The organism is Arthrobacter sp. Soil_N43 (assembly GCF_057655195.1).
The window spans coordinates 1-20,029 of the sequence record NZ_JBDGML010000113.1 but is presented as its reverse complement, the minus strand read 5'-3'; the positions used below and the strand labels follow the sequence as shown (position 1 = coordinate 20,029).

Sequence of the window (20,029 nt, the reverse complement as noted above, 5' to 3'; positions counted from 1 at the left end):
GAGCAGTTCAAATCGTCGGCGCACGGGCCGGTAATTTTGGGCTCAAAGCGCTGAATCGATAATGGCTTTTTCGGTGACGTGGGTGGCTACTTCCTTGGCTACCGCGATGTGTAGTGGGTGGGCCATGTATTCGGCGAGGGCGGTTTCTGATTCGTGGTGGGACACGAGGACCAGGTCCCAGTGCGTACTGTCCTTGCCAAGGTCGGGTCGAACCTGAAGGTCGAGCAGGCCGGGGATCTGGCGGCTATCCAGTTTTCGGAGTTCGGCTTGGGCCAAGTTCGATTGCCGGCGCTTACCCTGCGTGTCTTCCGCGCTTAGGCGGAAAGCGACTACGTGCTGGATCAATTTGTCTCATTTCTCATAGTTGGTGGGGTGTCCCCGGCTTCGGAGTGCCGAGGGGCGTGGCACCGCGCTGCTTCCCTTTCGCCCCCGATGCCTACGTCGGGCTGAACGCAGTGCACCCCCGGCCGGATTTGCGAGGCCGGTCCGGGGGGCGGGTGGTGCGTTGAGGGGTGCCCAGTGAGAGGGTTAGTCGCGGTAGTCGATGTCGATATCGGCGATCTCCTGGTTTTGGAGGTTGACCACGATGTTGTCCGGCTGGCGGGTCGTGAGCCAGATCAATTCCTTGGTGCGGCTTGCGTTGCCTTCGATGTGGGGCATGTGCGGGGGTACGAAGATGAAGTCTCCTTCGTCGGCGTAGACGATTTCCTCGAATCGTTCGCCGAAGCGGAGGAAGGCGCTGCCCTGCAGAACGTATCCGCCTGTTTCAGCAATGCCGTGGTGGTGGGGGGCTGATGCCTCACCCACTGCGGTGTAGACCTTGCCAAACCAAAGGTGCTCGACCTCGGTGTTCCGGGGTGTGACGCCGGCGAAGCGGCGGGCCTGTGAGGTCTGGTCCTGGTCGAGGTATGGCAGAGCGTCTGCCTTGGTCACGCTGGGGCGCTTGTACTCCGTACGCTGCTCGGTCATTGTTGTTTCCTTTCATGGTGTCCGCTGCAGGCGGGCTGTTCAGGTTGCTCGGATGTGCTGTGCGGCCGGCGCCGCTGATTGATCGTTTCCAAGGCGTATGGTGTTGCGCAGGTCGCCGATGCCTTCGATGCATGTGCGAAGGACATCGCCGGATTGGAGGAAGCGCGGTGGCTTCCGGACAAATCCGACACCTCCGGGGGTTCCGGTCGCGATGATGTCTCCCGGTTCCAGGGTCAGGAACTGGCTGATGTAGAGCACGAGCTCGGTGACGCTGAAGATGAGGTCTGATGTGGTGCCAGACTGCTCTACTGTGTCGTTGACCAGGGTCTCGACCCGCAGGCCGGTTTCCGGGTCGATTTCGTCGGCTGTGACCATTACCGGTCCCACGGGTGTAGATTTGTCGAAGTTCTTGCCCTGGAACCATTCCGACGTGCGGCGTTGCCAGTCCCTAATGCTGATGTCATTGAGAACTGTGTAGCCGGCGACGGCGTCACGCGCCTGTTGCTCGTTGGCCTGGTGGGTCCGCTGACCGATGACCACGGCCAGTTCAGCCTCCCAGTCGACCTCGGTGCTCAGGCCTGGCAGCCGGATCTCGTGCCGGGGCCCGGTCAATGCTGTGGACACCTTGCTGAAAAGGGTGGGTACTTCCGGCGCCGGTTTGCCAACCTCCGCGGCATGGTCGTAATAGTTCAGGCCCACGCAGATGGTTTTTCCCGGTCGGGTGACAGGAGCAAGCAGATCATCCGGCGCCGGTACTTCGCCCTCCTGTGCGGGAAGCCGCTCCCAGTCAGGGATATTCAACAGGCTGCCGACATCCTGGACGTCGTAGTAGAAAGTCCTGTCACCGTCTTGCCGGAACGCACGGCTCTGCTCGCCGTACCGGACAGTGCCGAGCTTCATAAGCAGTTTCCCCTAGACCAGCGTCATTCCGCCGTCGATCATGATGCACTGGGCCGTCATGTAATCGGAATCGCCCGACGCCAAGAACAAGGCAGTGCCAACGATGTCCTTCGGGTACGCCTTTCGGCCCCGGATGATTCCCTTTTCGAACTCATTCAAAGCAGTGCCGCGCTTTTCGATGTCCCCGATCGCGTACAGGTCCTCGTCGAGTTTGTCCCACAATGGTGTTGCAACGACGCCCGGGGCGAACGCGTTCACGGTGATTTCGTGCTTCGCCAGGGCCTTCGCTCCGGACTGGGTCAGCGATATCACCGCCGCCTTTGACGCACTGTACGGCGCGAACGTAGGGAAACCTTCCCTGCCCGCAATCGAGGACGTGTTAATGACCTTCCCGCCCTGGCCCTGGCCGATCATCTGCTTGGCAGCCTCCTGGGTGCCAATCAGAATGCCCAGAGTGTTAATGTCCATCACCTTCCGGAAGTTCTCCTCCGTGATGTCGAGGAACTGCATCGGAGCGTTAAAGCCCGCATTGTTGAACCACACATCAAGGCGACCGAATTCGGAGACAGCCCTCTGAACGGCTGCCGCAACCTGAGCACGGTTAACGACATCCGCGACAGCGTAGGCCGCCGAACCGCCGGCATCAACGATGCCCTCAACAGCCTTCTTCGCGGCGTCCTCATTCAAATCAACGATCAAAACCTTCGCACCTTCACGAGCGAACGCCTCACCAAAAGCAAGACCCATACCACTGGCCCCACCGGTGATTCCAATAACTTTGCCTTCAAGCCTTCCAGCCATGAGAGCCCTTCCTCCTGCGCGTCACTGCGCCCTAGTACTGAAACGTTAGAAGGAGCTAACTAACGTTAGGAAGCAAATGTAGCAAAGATCACGCCAAAAAACAGCCCCTCTATAGAAAAAAGATCGCCGACGAGCTTCTTACGCCAGCAGGGGAAGCCCAACCCTCATATCCAGGCCCTGGGGCACGCTGGTTTCTGTGGAGGAGGTTCCTCGCCGCGCTGCCAGCTCTGCAACCTACTCAGCGGTGGGTATTCGTATCAGCGAAACCCAGCCATATCGGACTGAGCAGCGGATCACGCCCCGTACTCGATGTCCGATTGCGATGGATTCACCGGAAATCGCTTCACTGACCGGCGACAGAAGGAATGCAGCAAGACCCGCCACATCGCTGGGTCGGCATTGCCCGCTCGCTCCGCGCTCAGTGGTCTGGGACGGAGTTTCCACGACTTTTCCCGGGCTGACGGTATTAACCGTGATACCGGTACCAACGAGCGAGTCGGCAAGGTTTTTTGCCGCGATGATAAGGCCGGCATTGCGAATCGAGCCAGCGACGTTGCCAGTCAGAAAGGCATTTTGACCACTAATGCCAAGAATTCGTCCGTAACGTTGTTCTTGCATGATTGGAAGTGCTGCATTGGCAGCACGCACGAAAGTAAGCACTTTCGCCTCGAATGCCTGCTGCACCTGCTGCGGTTCAGCGTTCTTTGACGCATCTAGGGTTCGTGCACTCGGCGCCGCAGTGACAACCAGCCCGTCCAGGCGGCCGTGAGTCCGGCGGACGTGTGCGAAGCCGCTTTGCACCGACTCGTCATCGGCGGCGTCGAGGACGATCCCGTCCTGCGCATTCCTCGACGCAGGAACAACTATGGCCCCTTCCGCCCGCAACTGCTGCACTATGGCGCTCCCGATCAAGCCGTGCCCGCCGATCACTAGTATGACGCGGTTCTGCAGGTAGAGGTCCACCCTCTCACCGTAGCAACGAGATCAAGGAACAGGTATTGGATCCTGTTGGCCCGGCCGGCCTGTCGAACACACAGCCGCGATTCACCGCATGTTGGTGCTCGTGGCAAAGATGAAGATTCCGGCCAGGGCCACCAGGAAGGCAGCCGCATCCGGCGGAACAGCAGGGATGACGCGCCAGGTGGCCGTGGGACGAGGCTGACGGGCAGCCCTGGTTGAACGTCGCCCAAGCAGGCTCAGCCCGGCCGCCAACAGGATCAGGAATATTCCGAAGTACTCCACCTACGCCACCCCGTCCGCCGAACCAGGATCCAGCGCGAGCCCCAGATGCACGCTGGAGCGCTCCGGGTCAACCTGCGTGACCTGCATGGCACAACTGAACCCATCTGTAAGGACAAGCGCATCAGCATCGCCCTTGGCCAAGGCCGGTATGACCGAATGCCCGGCAACCTTCATCGACATATCGAAATGTTCAGCCTCGAAGCCGAAGTTGCCGGCCACCCCGCAGCATGAGGACGACTCCACGAGATTCGACACCCCCCAGGCTTCCAGGACGCGCTTCTGGGCGCCCGAACCAAACACGGCGTGCTCGTGGCAATGGGTTTGCAACACGGCCGTTTCCGGCGGCGTCGTAGCCGGCTTCCACCCGCGCTTGATGGCATCATCCACGGCCACGGAAAACGAGCGGACCCTTCCCGCCACCCTGGCGGCAACCGCGCCGCCCACCAGCTTGGGACCTTCGTCGCGGATAGTCGCCGCACAGCTGGGCTCGAGGACGATAATGTCCCGATCCGTGCCGTCATCGAGCTTGCCGATCAACCGGGCCAGCCGCCGTCGTGCACCCTCACGCTGCCCGGTAGAGATCCACGTCAGCCCGCAACAGGCGTCCGGTGCACATCCCACAGAGCTGCCGGAAGCGCGAAGCACCCGCGCCGCTGCCGGAATTACCTCGGGCCGGAAGGCTCGGGTGAAGCTGTCGATGAACAGGAGGACATCAGCGTCGCCGACGAAGCCGGCTTCCAGCACCCGCCGGCGGATACGGCTGGACTGCGCGAAGTCCGGGAGCCGCCGTCGTGCACTGACGCCCAGCAACTCCCCCACGAACCGGAACGGCCGGATCCGGGTGCCGAGGTTCGCCAGTGCGGAGACCCTGGTCAACAGCGGCAGCCACCGGGGCAGCCAGCCGATGGAGTAATGCGTGAACGGGCGGATCCTGCCGCGGTAGTGCTCATCCACCAACTGCGACTTGGCCTCTGCAATGTCCACGCCCGTGGGACAGTCCGCGGAACAGGCTTTGCAGGACAGGCAGAGGTCCAGGGCCTCCCGGACTTCCGGGCTCGACCAGCCGTTGCGGCTGCTTCCCCTGGTCCGCGTCAGTTCCTGCAGGACCCTTGCCCTGCCGCGTGTGGAGTCCTTCTCGTCCTTGGTGGCCCGATAACTGGGGCACATGAACCCGCCGGTTGTCGCCCTGCAGCGGCCCACCCCGATGCAGGCATGGGTATTGCCAACGAAGGGATCCACCACCGGGAGCAAGCTTCGGTTGTCGGAGGAAGGTACGACGGCGGCACGCGGGACCGCGTGCAGCTCAACGTGGTCGGTCGCAGGCTGGGGTACACCTTCCAGAGCAAGCGACGCAGCGAAAGGCTGCGGATCCACGATGATCCCCGGGTTGAGGATCCCCGCAGGATCCCACAGGTGCTTGAATGCCTTGAAGATGCCCACCATCCCGCGGGAGTACATCACCTCAAGCAGTTCGCTGCGCGCCCGCCCGTCACCGTGTTCCCCGGACAGCGAACCGCCATGGGCTACCACCAGCCTGGCCGCTTCGCGGGTGAAGTCGGCGAAAGCCTGCCGCCCCGCGTCACTTCGGAAATCGTAATCCAGGCGCATGTGGACACAGCCCGCGCCGAAGTGGCCGTACATGAAAGCGGTGTAGCCGTACCTCTCCACCAAAGGCAGCAATTCCGAGAGGTAGTCTGCCAGCCGCTCCGGTGCCACAGCGGAATCTTCCCAGCCCGGCCAGGTCTGGACCCCGTCGATCCTCCGTGATGAGAGCCCGGCACCGTCCTCGCGCACCCGCCACAGCTTTGCGCGTTCTCCGGGTTCCGTGACGACGGCATGGTCAACCACCCGGCCCTCGGCGCCGAGTTTCGCCAGCAGGCGTTCACAATCGAACGCTGCCTGCTCAAGCGTCTCAGCGGAAAACTCGACCATGAGGAAGGCCTTGCCCTGCGGCAGGGAATCTACGCTGGCGGCGCCGCGCCGGTGGCGCATGATGTCCACGATCGAGGCATCGAGGCCTTCGATCGCGCTGGGGTTCGCGGCCAGGATGGTGACCACATCGCGTGCCGATTCAATGGTGTTCGCGTATCCAAGGCACAACAGGGCGGTGGTGCGCGGCATAGGGACCAGGCCCACCTTGGCCCGCACCACAACGGCGCATGTACCTTCGCTGCCTGCGAGGGCGGCGGCAACATTAAGACCGTGTTCCGGCAGCAGATGTCCCAGGTGGTATCCGGAAACCTGCCGGGGTATGGATTGCAGCTCCATGCGGAGTGGACCCAGGTTTGCCTGTGCCAACTCCTTCAGGCCCTGCAGCAGTTGGATGGCCCGGGCAACGGAGTGCAGGTCCGTTTCATCCACCGCCCGCAGGAAGTCCCGCCCAGCGTGGAGGTGGGCGCCGTCGGCAGTGACGAGTTCCAGTTCCTGGACGTGATGGGTCATGCGGCCGTAGGCCACGGAGTGGTTTCCGCAGGCATCATTGCCGATCGAACCTCCGATCGTGGCCCGCGTCATTGAGGAGGGGTCCGGAGCGAAAGTCAGCACCCCATGGGTGGCCTTCTCAACGTATGAGCGCAGCTCCCCCAGCACAACGCCCGCGTCCGCCCACACCGCTGCATGGCCGGCGTCGAGCCTCCCCACCGACGTCATGCGACGGGAGAGGTCGATCACCAAGGAGTTGCCGATGGCGTTGCCCGCCATCGAGGTGCCGCCGCCGCGGGCAGTGACGGGGACGCCCAATGCCGAGCATGCCCGCAGGACTGCCCGCACGTCCTCGACAGTCGCCGGGAAGGCAACGGCGGCGGGCCGGATGCGGTAGTTGGAGGCATCGTAGGAGTACTCGGAGAGCCGCCGGGGAGAATCATCCACCTCGATTCCGTGCCCTTGCAACGCGGCAGTCAACTGCCTCAGCTTCGTGTCTCCGCCGCTATCGGGCATGGTCGCGTTCTCCAATCGTCGGTTATCCCAAGGAAGTGTAGGCAGGAGGGTGCGCTGCCGGAGTGTGCCAAAACAGAACGGGCGCAACGGATGGATCCATTGCGCCCGCTCCGTTGGAAACTGCCTACTTCAGGACTTCGGAGAGGTTTTCCTCGGTGATGAGCGTGAAAGGCAGCGTGTATCGGTTGTCGACGTTTGCGCCGTTGAGGAATTCGGTCACAACTTCCACCGCTTTTACGCCCTGCCCTGCAGAGTCCTGGCGGACCGTTGCCGACATGGTGCCCGCCTTGATGTTCTGGAGTGCGGGTTCGGTGCCGTCGACGCCGACTACCGCCTTGAATTCGGCCGTGCGGCCGGCGTCGGCGATGGCTGAGGCTGCACCGATTGCCATTTCGTCATTGTTGGCCACCACCGCGTCGATCTTGCCCTTGCCGAGGCGCTGCAGGGTGTCTTCCATGTTTCGCTTGGCCTCGTCACGGCTGCCCTTCGCCTGGAATTCCGCCACCACCTTGAAGTTCTCGTTGATCTTGCTGTCGAAGCCCTTCTTGCGCCGATCGGTCCAGGAGGCACCGTAGATGCCCGCGGCGAAGACGATGTTGCCGCCTTCGGGCAGGGTCTTGTTCAGGTACTCCGCCTGCATTTCACCGGCCACGGTGTCGTCCACACCGATGTAGCTCTTGTAGGCCACATCGGCGCCTTCTGCGAATTCAGTGGAGAGGATGAAGAGGGGGACGTTAGCCTCAATAACCCGTTTGGCGGCGTTCTGGCTGCCTTCCCCGTCCAGTGGCTGCATGATAACTGCGTCCACCTGGCGGGTGAGCAGGTCCTCCACCTGGTTGAGTTCGCTGCCGACGTCCTTCTTGGAGTCCGTGATGTTGAGCTTGACGCCCTTTTCGTCGGCAGCCTTTTTCATCGCATCCGTCATGTGTGCCAGATCCGGGTCCTGCAGGTCGAGCACTACAACGCCGATGTTGTAGGACTTACCTGAGTCCCCGGAGCTGCTGGCAGCGCTGTTGCCTGCGCAACCCGTCAGGGTAAGGGCACCAGCGGCCAGCATGGCGGTGGCAGCAGCGAACTTCTGTCGCATTCCCATGGTTGTTCCTTTCAATGGGTTTGATGCTTGGGAGGTTGTTTTGTTGATAATTGCGAGAGCCCGCGGTGCGGGCCATCTTGTCTCGCGGTGGTTAGTCCGACTTCCAGCGGTTCAGGAGCACGGCGAGGACCAGGATGACTCCCTGGACGCCCTGTTGGTAGTACGAGGAGACGCCCAGCAGGTTCATGCCGTTCATCACGACGCCGAGCAGCAGCACGCCGATCACCGTGCCCCTGACAGTGCCTACGCCACCGAACAGGCTCGTGCCGCCAATTACGACGGCGGCAATCACCTGGAGCTCATAGCCGGTACCTGCAACTGGTGCGGCACCATCAAGACGGGCCGTGAGGACCAGGCCGCCCAGTGCTGCTGTCAGGCCACCGATCAGGTAGACGGTGAACAGCACACGGGAGGTGGAGATGCCCACCTTTTTTGCAGATTCCTCATTGCCGCCCACGGCGTACACGTGGGAGCCGAACTTGGTGCGGCTCAGCACGAACTCGCAGATAACGGCGGCGATCAGGAAGATGATGACCGGAACCGGGATCGGACCGACAAATCCGGATCCAAGCCATTCCGCGGGTCCGCTGAGTCCGGATACCACCTGCCCGTCGGTGATAACCAAGGCGGCCGTGCGTGCGATCGCCATCGTTGCCAACGTCGCCAGGAAAGGCAGGATGGCGCCCCACACCACCATTGCTGCGCTCAGGAAGCCGACGAGCAGCCCCACTGCCAGGCCCGCAAACAGGGGTATCCAGAAGGCCCCGCCGCTTGCAGGTGCCATGATGGCGAACACCATGCCGGCCAGGCCGACGATGGACCCTACGGACAGATCGATGCCGGCCGTGATCATGACGAAGGTCATGCCCAGCGCGATCAGCCCGATGATTGATGACTGCCGGACTACGTTGACGACGTTGTTCAGCGTCAGGAAGTTCGGTGCCGCAACCGCAAGGAAAATGATGATGAGGGCGAAGAAGATCAGGATCCCGTAGTCCCCGACGAAGCGCTTGACCTTGGTGGACAGGGCACCGTCCGCGAGGTCCGCGGGGCCCAGCTTCGTCTTCAGGCTTTCCATGGTGAGGCTCATGCGTCGCTCCCGTTAAAAGTTGCTCCACGTGCCGCCATGGCGTCCACAACGGGCAAGGAAGAGGTGCTGCCGATCTTGCGGCGCTCCTCGGGAATGCCGGTCCCGTTGTCGACATAGTTGTCCAGGGTGCCGTGGGAAATGAGGTGTGCGACCTCGGCTTCGCTGACGTCTCCTACGTTGAAGCGCCCCACGACTTGTCCCTGGCGCATAACGGCGAACCTGTCGGCAACAGCAAACGCCTCGTCCAGGCGGTGGGTGATGATGATGACGGCGATACCCAGGTCCTTGAGTCGCTGGGTCACCTCAATAAGCTTGTCCACTTTGGCCACCGACAGGTTTGCCGTGGGCTCGTCCATGATGATCAAGCGGGCATCAAAGGCCAATGCGCGGCCAATTGCGACGGCCTGCCGCTGGCCACCGGAGAGGCGCTTGACCTTGAGGCGGGGGTTGATGGGAATATCCAGCCGTTCAAGCACTCGGTTGGTCTCGGCTTCCATCTTCTTGCGGTCGATAATCCGCAGGAACGGACCAAGGATGTTCTTCTGTGGTTCCCGTCCCAGGAACACGTTGGTCCGGACGTCCAGGTTGTCTGCCAGCGCAAAGTCCTGGTACACCATCTCCACCCCCTGGTCGCGGGATGCTGAAGGCGTAGGGAATTCGGTCTTCTTCCCATCCAGCTCGATGGAGCCCCGATCGGGCTGGTAGACGCCCGTCAGTACTTTCATGAGCGTGGATTTGCCGGCGGCATTGTCTCCAAGGAGCGCGAAGGTCTCGCCGGGCATGACATCGATGCTGACTCCGCGTAATGCGGATACCGCCCCGAACGTCTTATGTATGTCTTTGAGGGCAACCAAGGGAGGGGTCGCTGGTGGTGCGTCGGTCATCTCATCCTCGTTAGATAGGGCCGTGCAAATGAACCGGTGAAAAACGTTGACGAAGGAGAGCCAAACTACGTTGTTTGATTCTGCAGGCTCGGGGGTGACTCCAAGGAGTTCCCATCAGCCCGTGACCTTCGCCACACTGTTTCACTTACTTGAACTTTGACGGATGGGGGGAACAGACATGTGTGCCAGTTTGGAACAGGCTCTTTGAGACGATTCAAAACGAGCAGCTTTTGCGCAAAAAAGCCTGGCTCCGGGCTTCTGACGTCGTTGCGAAAACGTCAGAAGCCCGGAGCAGGCGGCATTTTGAACAGCTAGCTGAGATCGACCGCTATCGCCTTACCGGTCCTGGCGGATTGCTCCGCCGCGTCCGCAAGAATCAGCGCAGCGCGTCCGTCCTCGAATCCAGGGCTTCTTGATGGAAGCCCACGGACTGCCCGGAGGAATTCGGCAACTTCCAGACGGTAGGCCTCCGCATAGCGTTCCAGGAAGAAGCTTTGGTAGGGGCTGATCCCCTCGACGGACCTGGCGCCCCAATGCCGGACCAGGCTGTCGTTCTTGTTGGCTACCTGGAGCAACCCCGTTGAACCGAAGGCTTCGATGCGCTGGTCATAGCCAAACGCGGAATGACGCGAGTTAAGGATAGTCACGAGTTCATCCCTGGAACCCCGCAGGGTGACCACGGTTGAATCGAAGTCATCGGCCTGGCGGATGTTGTCGCTGAACACGTTCGCACCCCGGGATGACACCTCAACGATGTCTGGAATGAAGTAGCGGGCCATGTCCAGGTCATGGATGGTCATGTCCCGGAAGATTCCCCCCGACTGCGGAAGATAGGCCGCCGGCGGTTCCCCTGGGTCGCGGCTGGTGATCACCAGTTGCTCCAGAACCCCGATTTCATCGGCCGCAACGCGACGTTTGAGCTCCACGAAGTGCCTGTCGAAGCGTTTGTTGAAGCCCAAGGCAATGGGGACGTCCGTGGCGGCTGCCTTGGCCCGGAGTGCGTCCACACGGGAAATCTCCAAGTCGATGGGCTTCTCGCACAACACCGGAATGCCGGCGTCGATCGATTTTTCCATCAGGTCCACGTGGGTGGCCGTTGGGGAGGCCACAATGACGGCATCGACTTCCCCAGAGGCAAACACTTCCTCGGGGTCATCACTGACACGCCCACCGAACTCGCCGGCCGTGCGCTTGGCGCCTTCAATAAAGGGGTCGCATACCCATGTCAGCGTTGCTTCTTCCAAGGTTGCCAGGCTCATGGCGTGTACTTGACCGATCCTGCCGGTCCCGAACAGGCCAACTCTGATCTGTTGCGTCATTGCAGATCTCCAGATATTAAAGTGGGGGGAATTTTTAGTCGATCTTTTGCCGGCCCAACCGGGCATAAACATCCGGGCGCTTTGACCGCAGGAAGTATGCATAAACAATTCCGCCAATGAACAACGCGAAAGTGAAGGTCATGAAAATGACCGTCATGACTGTCGAGCCGCCGATCAGCTCGGGGTAATTCGCGATGGCCAGGTAGGTAATCAAGCCGAGGAAGATCACGCTAACGATTGGCGCCAGGATAGTCTTCCATACCGATTCCGGAGCGAAGCTGCGGCGGCGGAGGAAGTACACCAGTACAGCGAAGCTCGTGATGAACATCAGGAGCAGGACGGAGAAGGTGCCGCTTCCGCTGGCAATCGGGTACAGCGCCTCAGGGGCAGTCCCAATCACGGTGAACACCACTGTCGCCACTGCCCACAGGGCGCCGACGGCAAGTGCGGAGACGTAAGGAGACTTGTGCCGGGGGTGCACCAGGCCCAGGGCCTTAGGAAGCGCTCCATCAGCCCCAAGCGAGAAGCTGTACCGGGCCGCGATGTTCTGGATCGAGAGCATCGAGGCCAGGATCGATGTGATGAGCAGGACTACCCCGATATCTGCAAAGATCCTGCCGACCAGTGCAGTGGCGCCGTCGTTGAACAGGTTCACTGTGTTGGCCTCGGCCGCGGCCTGGACGTTATCGGCACCCAGGAACGCCGTGTAGGCCCAGGCCGCCACTGCATAGAACAGGCCGATACCGACCACGGCCAGGTAGGTGGCCCTGGGGATGGTCCGGTCGGGGTTCTTGACCTCGTCCCGGTAAATAACCGTGGCTTCGAAGCCGAAGAAGTTGCCAACGGCGAACAGCAGCGCGAGGCCCAGGCCGGCGTCGGTGATCCATGGCATGGAGAACCCTACGCCTTGTGCGACGTCACCCGAGGCGAATGCGGCAACATCGAAGACGATGACGACGGCGGACTCGAGCAGCATGACCACGGTCAACACTTTCGCGGAAAGGTCGATGCGGTTGTACGCCAACACGGTGGTGATGGCAATGATGCCGAGCCCGTACCAGTACCAGGGGACATCCGGACCGTTGAGGGTGTTCACCACAAAGCTCTGCAGCGTCAGTGCGAACAGGGACGGTGCGAAGAACCCGATGAAGACGTACCCCACCAGGGCCAGGAGCGCCCCTCCCAGGCCTGCTGGCTTTCCCAGGCCTGCTGTAACGAAGGAGTAGAAGCCTCCCGGGGCCTCGACGCTCCGGCTCATTTTGACGAAACCTACCGAGAAGATCAGCAGCATCAGGGTCACCAGAAGGTAGATGCCCGGAGCAGTGTGGCCGCTGAAAAGGAGCAGCACGGGCAGGGTGCCCGCGACGGTGGTCAGCGGGGAGGAGAAGGCGAGCACGTTCATCACGAGCTCGCCCACGCCCATGTTTCCGCTGAGCTTGGCGTCCTGGGTTTGGGTCGGCGTTATCGTCGTACCTTTTGTTGTGCTTGACATGTAATCCTCGTCACTCAAGTTGTAGTGCAGAATCACACTACCGACGCGGATTGTGGGAGCACTGTACCAGCTTGGGACACGATTTTTGGAGCAGCTGGACCCAGCTTTTTCAGGTCAACGACGTCGTTGAGCGGCTGGCCTGTCTTCCAGTTCAGCAGGTTCCGTGCAAAGCAGTCCACCACCCGGCCACGCCATCCGATCAGGTCGCCTGAGGCATGGGGGGACACCAGGATGTTGTTGCGGCTCCACAGCGGGTTTTCCGCTGCCAATGGTTCATGTTCAAAGACATCCAAGGCTGCTGCACCCAAATGTCCTGCGTCGATGGCGTCGAGGAGATCCTGTTCCACCACTACAGCGCCGCGGCCAACATTGACCAATCGGGCGCCCTGCCGCATTCTGTCGAACCGGGCCGCGTTAAACAGGCCCCGGGTCTCCCGGGTCAGCGGAAGCGTCAAGACCACATCCTGGGCCTCCCCGAGGAGTACGTCGAGGTCGTCGAAAGACGCGATGGCCCCAAGCTGCGCGTCGTCCCGGGCAGTCCTGCCTACGACGGTCACATCCATGCCTGCCGCGCGCAGCAAGAGGACCGTTTCCCGCCCCACCGGCCCCGGGCCAACTACAAGGACCTTTCGGTCCAGCAGCGGCTCTGTTTCGCGGTGCTGCCATATTCGCCCCCGCTGAAGTTCTATGGTGCGGCGCAGGTCCTTGGTGAACATCAACAGTACGCCCAGGACCCACTCTGCAATGGGCCGCTCGCACACCCCCCGCGAGTTGCTGACCAGGATGTCGCTGTTGATGATCTCATCGGTCATGAGGCTGTCGACGCCGATGCTGGACGTGTGAATCCACCGCAGTTCCCCGGGGCCTACTTCGCGCAGGAGCTTGGTGCGGAAATCGTTAAGGAACAGTATTTGAGTTCCGGGCTGGGCAGCCCGGAACTCATCTGCCGTTCGAACGACGACGACCTCGGCCTCCTCATCCAAGCGCTCTAGAGGAGGAACCGGGCGGCCCTCCTGGACAATCACCATCACTTTTGGTCGTGACACGCCGTCTCCTTCCGGGCCGTTCCCGCAGGAACTGCCCTCAATCCTTTGTTCGTGATTGCGGCTGTTTACCAGCCGCCCTGCCAACCGCTCATCAGGCCATAGGGCAGCCGTTGCGGCTCCTCATCCGGCAAGCCCTTCAGGAAGTCAAAATCACAGCCCTCGTGCGCCTGGTTGACGTGGTCTATGAAGAGGCGCCCGTATCCGCGCCGGTACTTTGGCTCGGGGAGCTTGAGTCCGGCGAGCCGGGCTTCGATCTCCTCAGCGGGGAGGTCCAGGTCCAGGCGCTGGTTCTCCACGTCCAGCACGATCGGGTCTCCGTCGCGGACAATTGCAAGCGGTCCGCCCACGGCAGCCTCCGGCGAGACATGCAGCACGGTCGTACCGAACGCGGTCCCGCTCATCCGGGCATCGGAAATGCGGACGATGTCGCGCACTCCCCTGCGCAGCAGCTTCTGCGGAATGGGAAGCATGCCCCATTCGGGCATGCCGGGCGCTCCGACTGGGCCGCTGTTGCGCAGCACCAGCACAGAGTCCTCTGTGATGTCCAGGTCCGGGTCGTCGATCCTGCGTCCGAGGTCGTAGATGTCCTCGAAAACCACGGCAGAGCCTTTGTGCTGCAACAGGTCCTTGGACGCAGCGCTCCGTTTGATCACCGCCCCGTTCGGGGCCAGAGAGCCGCGGACGACGGCGATGCCTCCTGAGGCATCGAATGGCGCCTCCAGCGTACTTACGACGGCGCCGTCCGGCTCGGGTGCCGAACTAAAGCCTTTCTCCAGGGACTCGCCGGTGACGGTGATCGCGTCCTTGTTGAGCAGCGGTGCCAGGGCTTTAAGCACCGTGGGAATACCGCCTGCCTGGAACAATTGCTGTACAAGGTATTCCCCGGAGGGGCGGACGTTAACTATGCGCGGTGTCCGCTGCGAGATCTCGTGGAATCGGTCCAGCTGCAGTTCGTAACCCACCCTCCGGGCGAGCGCAAGGAGATGTACAACGGCATTGGTTGAACCGCCCACGGCCATGAGCAGTGTGATGGCGTTGTCGAAGGCTTCCTTCGTCAGCACCTCGCTGGGTTTTGGACCCTGCGACAACGCCATTTCCACTGCCCTGCGGCCGGTCGCTTCGGCTGCTGCGGCGCGACGCGCGTCGACTGCAGGGATGGACGCGGTGCCGGGCAGGCACATGCCGAGTGCCTCAACAAGGGACGTCATGGTGGATGCTGTGCCCATCTCGCTGCAGTGTCCGGCAGAAGGCTTCGCGGCCGACTCAAGTTCGTCAAAGTCTGCCTCTGTGATTTTGCCTGCCCGCAGTTCGTCCGCGTACTTCCACGTATCCGTGCCAACCCCGAGCTGCTTCCCCCGGAAGTGCGCAGGCTCCTGCGGCCCACCGGTCAACATGATGGTCGGGATATCGGCACTGGCTGCGCCCATCAGCTGGGCGGGAACAGTCTTGTCACAGCCTCCCAGCAGCACTATTGCGTCCAGTGGGTAGGCGCGAATGGATTCCTCTACGTCCATTGCCATCAGGTTGCGGAACTGCATTGCGGAGGGCTTCATGAGGCTCTCGCCCAAAGAGATGGTGGGGAACTCAAGCGGCAGGCCGCCGGCTATAAGGACACCACGCTTCACCGCCTCAGCAAGCAGCTTGAAGTGGATATTGCAGTTGACCAACTCGGACCATGAATTCGCAATCCCGACAACAGGCCTGTCCTTAATGGCAAACCGTGAGAAGCCTTCGGCCTGAATGGCCGTGCGGTGCACGAATCCTGTGAGGTCGTGCGGCGCGAACCAGCGCGCGCTGCGAAGGTCGTTGTACTTCGACTCTGGCATATCTTTCAAAGCTCCTTGGCTTGTCTGAGTTTTGTGAGGTGTTGGCGAGGCAGTTATGCGGCGGAAGTGCCGCCGTCGAACGCCATGCTGGTTCCGGTCGCGAACGTGCCCTCGACCGCAAGAAAGTAGATGGCAGCGGCAACTTCTTCCGGGTCCGCGAGGCGGCTCAGCGGCACAGTGCTTTCTTTCTGCTGCAGAGCCAGGACCGGGTCCGGTTCCGCATCCAACCCAGCCCGCAGCATGGGCGTGTCAATTGGGCCTGGGCAGACGGCATTGACGCGGACATCGGGCGCCAGTTCCAGAGCCAGCGCCCTGGTGAGTCCCACCACGCCGGCCTTGGCCGCGCAATAGTGGGCCAATCCGGGAACTCCCATGGCAGCGAGGTCCGAAGCGACATTTACTATGGCCCCTCCCCCGGACTTCCGCATGTGGAGGCCGGCTTCCCGCGCGACGTAGAACGTGCCGGAGAGGTTGGTGTCCAGCACCTCATGCCAGCGGTGCTCATCCAAGTCCTGGAGGGGAACGTAGCTGGCAACCCCGGCAGCGTTCACGGCCACGTCGAGGCCACCGAGGGAATGGATCGCCCCGCGGACCCCGTTCCTGACGGATTCGGCGTCGGCGACGTCGGTTACCACCGCGTGCGCACCGCCGTCGATCTCTTCGACAACGCGCCGGAGTTCCGCCGGCCGTCGGCCCAGCAACGCCACCCGGGCACCACGCTGGGCGAAAAGCTTGGCCGTCGCTTCCCCGACGCCGGACGTGGCGCCCGTGATGAGTACCCGGAGGGGTTCCGTTCGGGTCTTACGCTTGCGGTCCATCATTGTCGACGGGCTCCTTTGCTGGCGTGGGCTGATGTTACGTACCACTCCATCAGCGCAAGGCTGCCGCCGGATGTCTCACATTGAGACACAGCGCACACCCTCCGCGTTCTTAGGCTGATCGCAGATGCCGCCACAGTCGGCACGCTACCGCCTGAGGGCGGCAAGACTAAGGAGTCCTCTTGGAACAGAAAAACCGCATTGGGGTTGGCCTTGTATCGGTGGGGTGGATGGGCCGCCTGCATTCCCGCGCCTACCTCGCCACCAGGCAGTTCTTCCCGGAACTGCCGCGGCACCCCGAGCTTGTGATCGCCGCTGATCCCGACGACGCCGGCCGTCAGCACGCCGAGGATGCGCTCGGTTATAGGGAGACGGCCACGGACTACCGCAAGGTCCTCGAAAACCCGGACGTGGATGTTGTATCCATCTGCTCCCCCAACTTCCTGCACCATGAGATAGCCCTTGCCACCATCGAAGCCGGCAAGCATTTCTGGATCGAGAAGCCGATGGGCCGCAGCGCGCAGGAGTCCCGGGAGATAGCCCAGGGCGCCGAAGCCGCAGGACTCATCACATCGGTAGGGTTCAACTACCGGCACGCACCGGCCGTGGCAGAAGCCCGGCGGCTCATCCGGTCCGGCACTCTCGGCCGGATCACCAACGTGCAGATCCGCCTCCTCACCGGCTATGCCTCGGACCCCACCCAGGTCTTTACATGGCGGTACGAGCAGGCGCGCGCGGGCTCCGGCGTGCTGGGCGACGTCCTCAGCCATGGGTTCGACCTGGCCCAGTTCCTGGTTGGCCGGATCACTTCCCTGAATGCCGTCACCGAGACGTTCATCAAGGACCGACCGTTGCCCGCCGGCAACTCCTCCAATTCCTTCGACATGGGCCAGGCGTCCGACGTCACCCGCGAGGTGGAGAACGAGGACTACACCGCCATGCTCGCCCGCTTCGAGGGCGGCGCAATCGGTATGTTCGAATCCACCCGCGTCGCGATCGGGCCGCACGCCGAATACATCATCGAGGTTTACGGCACGGAAGGATCCCTGCGCTGGAACTTCGAACGGATGAACCAGCTGGAACTCGCCACGGACCGCAGCGGCTACCGCACCATCATGACTCCTCCCACATTCGGGGAGTTTGGACGCTTCCAGCCCGGTCCGGGCCCTGGTATCGGGTTCAACGACCTCAAGACCATCGAGGCTGCCCTGTTCCTGCGGTCGGTGGCCGAAGGCAGGCAGCTCGGACCCTCCGCGGCCGACGGCTGGTCCGCATCCGAACTGGTGGATGCATCGCTGCGCAGCGCTGGCTCCGGCGGCTGGATTGAGATTCCGGAAGTTACAGGTCACACGACCTACCAGGCCTGAGCACCTGGGTTCCCAGGCTGCTGAGCTCTCCTGAACAAGGAAAGGGAGGCCGGATCACAAGGAAGGGAGGCCGGATCGTGATGATCCGGCCTCCGTTTTTTATGTTCTGGCTGCCTCAACGAAGTCCTTGTTCAGGTTGAACCACTCCGCGGCGGTGGCCAAATCCTTGTCTCCCCTGCCGGACAAGTTCACGATCACAACTTTGTGGCCCGCTTCGGCAGCGGCGCCGCCCTCAGCCGCCAGCCGTTGACCCACCTTAATGGCACCGGCGAGTGCGTGAGCGGACTCGATGGCAGGAATGATTCCCTCGGTGCGGCACAAAAGACCGAACGCTTCCATAGCTTCCGCATCCGTAATCGGCTCGTACTTGGCGCGCCCAATGTCGGCGAGGTAGGAGTGTTCCGGCCCGACGCTGGGGTAATCCAGTCCCGCAGAAATGGAATGCGATTCGATAGTTTGGCCGTCGTCATCCTGCATAAGGTAAGACCGGGCCCCGTGCAGCACGCCCGGCAGTCCGAGCGTGATTGGGGCCGCGTGCCGGCCCGTCTCGACGCCGGCCCCGCCGGCCTCAAAGCCGTGGATCCCCACGGCAGGGTCGTCCAGGAAGGCGTGGAAGATGCCGATGGCGTTGGACCCACCGCCGATGCAGGCACAAACCGCGTCCGGCAGCCGGCCGGTCCGTTCCAACACCTGGCTACGTGCCTCATCGCCGATGACCTGGTGGAAATACCGGACCATCGCCGGGAATGGGTGGGCGCCCGCTGCCGTGCCCAGCATGTAGTGGGTGTTATCAACGTTCGCCACCCAGTCCCGGAGGGCATCGTTAATGGCATCTTTAAGAGTCTGGGAACCCGTGGCGACCGGGATGACGGTGGCGCCCAGGAGCTCCATCCTTGCCACGTTCAGCGCCTGACGACGGCAGTCCTCGGCGCCCATATAGACGACGCAGTCGAGGCCAAGTAGGGCTGCCGCTGTTGCACTGGCCACACCGTGCTGGCCTGCGCCCGTCTCGGCGATAACACGTGTCTTGCCCATGCGCTTGGCAAGGAGTGCTTGGCCCAGCACATTGTTGATCTTGTGCGAGCCGGTATGATTCAGGTCCTCCCGCTTCAGGAAAATCCGGACCCCTCCGGCGTGCTCTCCAAAGTTCCTGGCCTCGGTCAGGGGCGAAGGCCGACCGGCATAGTTCTTGTTCAGGTCTGCGATTTGTGCGGCGAAGCCCGGATCGGCCTTCGCCCTTTGGAACGTGTCGTCAAGCTCGTCGAGGGCAGCGATCAGTGACTCGGGCATCCAGCGTCCGCCGTATGCTCCGAAGTAGGGTCCGGGGGCGTAACGCAGCGAGGCGCCATCCTCTAAGCAATCATTGGCCTGGTCATCGCCAGAGCTGGCTGCTGGAACATGCGCCACTAGTCTTACCATCCTTCGTCATTCTGGTGGATGATGCCCGGCACCAGTCACCCGCACGGCATGCGGGTGAATGGTGCCGCAGACCCATCCCCACCCTCGGCCCGCAGCGCCGGTTTTGCGCTACCTCGCGAAGCGGAACAGCTTCTTGTTGGCGAACTCCAGCATGCCGACCTTGCCAAGCTCCCGTCCGTAACCCGATTTCTTGACGCCACCGAACGGAACGTCCGCACCGCTGAGGTCGTAGGCGCCGACGAACACCATCCCGACGTCGAGCTGGTTGCCGACTCGCTCGGCGCGGTCAAGGTCGTCGCAGATCACCACCGATCCCAGGCCGTAGGGCGAGGAGTTGGCAAGCTTGATCGCTTCCTCGTCACTGCTGACCTTGTACAACTGTGCGACAGGTCCGAAGAGTTCCTCGCTGTAGACGTCCATGGACGGGGTGATGTTGGTGATCACCGTCGGGGTGTAGACATTTCCCTCGGGCTGGTTGTTGCCCACCAGGATTTCGGCGCCCTGCTCCAGGGCACCCTGCACTTGTGCGGTCAGGAACCTGGTGGCCGAATCCGACGAGAGCGGGCCGAAATCACCGTTCTCGTAGGACTGGCCGGCAATCGCAGTCTTGAACTTCTCCGAGAATTCGTCGAAGTACTTGTCCATCACCACGATCCTCTTGGAACCGTTGCAGGACTGGCCGGTGTTTCCCATACGGCCCATGACGGCCTTCCTAACCGCGACGTCAACATCGTCCGTGTCGAGCACCAGGAACACGTCAGCCCCGCCAAGTTCAAGGACGCACTTCTTCAATGCCCGTCCGGCCTGCTCACCCACAATGGCGCCT

Annotated in this window: 18 protein-coding genes; 1 reads left to right on the top strand and 17 read right to left on the bottom strand. The window is 62.1% G+C overall.

The features are described from left to right. Positions 1-42: 42 nt before the first annotated feature. From AC3A3W_RS16795 to AC3A3W_RS16725, 15 genes are all read right to left on the bottom strand, one after another. Positions 43-345 (bottom strand): Dabb family protein, encoded by a 303-nt coding sequence (locus AC3A3W_RS16795; RefSeq protein ID WP_487444141.1) that lies wholly within the window; start codon positions 343-345, stop codon positions 43-45. A 183-nt stretch (positions 346-528) separates the two neighbouring features. Continuing rightward, entirely contained in the window at positions 529-969 is a 441-nt protein-coding gene (locus AC3A3W_RS16790) for a cupin domain-containing protein (RefSeq protein ID WP_487444140.1), read from the bottom strand. Positions 970-1,008: 39 nt separating this feature from the next. Then, positions 1,009-1,869 (bottom strand): fumarylacetoacetate hydrolase family protein, encoded by an 861-nt coding sequence (locus AC3A3W_RS16785; protein WP_487444139.1) that lies wholly within the window; start codon positions 1,867-1,869, stop codon positions 1,009-1,011. Positions 1,870-1,881: 12 nt separating this feature from the next. Continuing rightward, complete coding sequence (locus tag AC3A3W_RS16780) at positions 1,882-2,670, bottom strand: SDR family NAD(P)-dependent oxidoreductase (protein ID WP_487444138.1); 789 nt, start codon at positions 2,668-2,670, stop codon at positions 1,882-1,884. A gap of 234 nt (positions 2,671-2,904) precedes the next feature. Then, positions 2,905-3,633, bottom strand: a complete 729-nt coding sequence (locus AC3A3W_RS16775) for an SDR family NAD(P)-dependent oxidoreductase (protein ID WP_487444137.1) — start codon at positions 3,631-3,633, stop codon at positions 2,905-2,907. Positions 3,634-3,714: 81 nt separating this feature from the next. Beyond that, the gene (locus tag AC3A3W_RS16770; RefSeq protein WP_487444136.1) at positions 3,715-3,912 is read right to left on the bottom strand and encodes a hypothetical protein; all 198 of its coding nucleotides are present in this window, start codon (positions 3,910-3,912) and stop codon (positions 3,715-3,717) included. Continuing rightward, positions 3,913-6,849: an FAD-binding and (Fe-S)-binding domain-containing protein gene (locus tag AC3A3W_RS16765; RefSeq protein WP_487444135.1), complete on the bottom strand. Its 2,937-nt coding sequence runs from the start codon at positions 6,847-6,849 to the stop codon at positions 3,913-3,915. A 124-nt stretch (positions 6,850-6,973) separates the two neighbouring features. Further along, on the bottom strand, positions 6,974-7,942 hold the full coding sequence (locus AC3A3W_RS16760) for a sugar ABC transporter substrate-binding protein (RefSeq protein WP_487444134.1): 969 nt from the start codon (positions 7,940-7,942) through the stop codon (positions 6,974-6,976). A gap of 91 nt (positions 7,943-8,033) precedes the next feature. Further along, positions 8,034-9,032 (bottom strand): ABC transporter permease, encoded by a 999-nt coding sequence (locus AC3A3W_RS16755; RefSeq protein WP_487444133.1) that lies wholly within the window; start codon positions 9,030-9,032, stop codon positions 8,034-8,036. Then, the gene (locus AC3A3W_RS16750; protein WP_487444132.1) at positions 9,029-9,916 is read right to left on the bottom strand and encodes an ATP-binding cassette domain-containing protein; all 888 of its coding nucleotides are present in this window, start codon (positions 9,914-9,916) and stop codon (positions 9,029-9,031) included. The genes AC3A3W_RS16755 and AC3A3W_RS16750 overlap by 4 nt, the downstream gene beginning before the upstream one ends. A 311-nt stretch (positions 9,917-10,227) precedes the next feature. Continuing rightward, the gene (locus tag AC3A3W_RS16745) at positions 10,228-11,235 is read right to left on the bottom strand and encodes a Gfo/Idh/MocA family oxidoreductase (RefSeq protein ID WP_487444131.1); all 1,008 of its coding nucleotides are present in this window, start codon (positions 11,233-11,235) and stop codon (positions 10,228-10,230) included. 34 nt (positions 11,236-11,269) lie between these two features. Continuing rightward, positions 11,270-12,727, bottom strand: coding sequence for an APC family permease (locus AC3A3W_RS16740; protein ID WP_487444130.1), 1,458 nt, complete (start codon positions 12,725-12,727; stop codon positions 11,270-11,272). Positions 12,728-12,759: 32 nt separating this feature from the next. Continuing rightward, positions 12,760-13,773 carry a D-2-hydroxyacid dehydrogenase gene (locus AC3A3W_RS16735; RefSeq protein WP_487444129.1) on the bottom strand — a complete coding sequence of 338 codons (1,014 nt, stop codon included), beginning with the start codon at positions 13,771-13,773 and terminating at the stop codon, positions 12,760-12,762. Between the two features lie 65 nt (positions 13,774-13,838). Next, positions 13,839-15,599, bottom strand: a complete 1,761-nt coding sequence (locus AC3A3W_RS16730) for a dihydroxy-acid dehydratase (protein ID WP_487444128.1) — start codon at positions 15,597-15,599, stop codon at positions 13,839-13,841. A 53-nt stretch (positions 15,600-15,652) separates the two neighbouring features. Continuing rightward, positions 15,653-16,420 carry an SDR family NAD(P)-dependent oxidoreductase gene (locus tag AC3A3W_RS16725; protein WP_487444127.1) on the bottom strand — a complete coding sequence of 256 codons (768 nt, stop codon included), beginning with the start codon at positions 16,418-16,420 and terminating at the stop codon, positions 15,653-15,655. Positions 16,421-16,599: 179 nt separating this feature from the next. Between AC3A3W_RS16725 and AC3A3W_RS16720 the strand changes: the two genes are divergently transcribed. Then, complete coding sequence (locus AC3A3W_RS16720) at positions 16,600-17,784, top strand: Gfo/Idh/MocA family protein (RefSeq protein WP_487444126.1); 1,185 nt, start codon at positions 16,600-16,602, stop codon at positions 17,782-17,784. 99 nt (positions 17,785-17,883) lie between these two features. Here AC3A3W_RS16720 and trpB read toward each other — a convergent pair whose 3' ends face one another. Then, a complete protein-coding gene (trpB, locus tag AC3A3W_RS16715) occupies positions 17,884-19,191 on the bottom strand; it encodes a tryptophan synthase subunit beta (RefSeq protein ID WP_487444125.1) in 1,308 nt (435 codons plus the stop codon). Between the two features lie 120 nt (positions 19,192-19,311). Then, the coding region (locus AC3A3W_RS16710) for an aldehyde dehydrogenase family protein (protein ID WP_487444124.1) at positions 19,312-20,029 on the bottom strand (718 nt) is incomplete at its 5' end.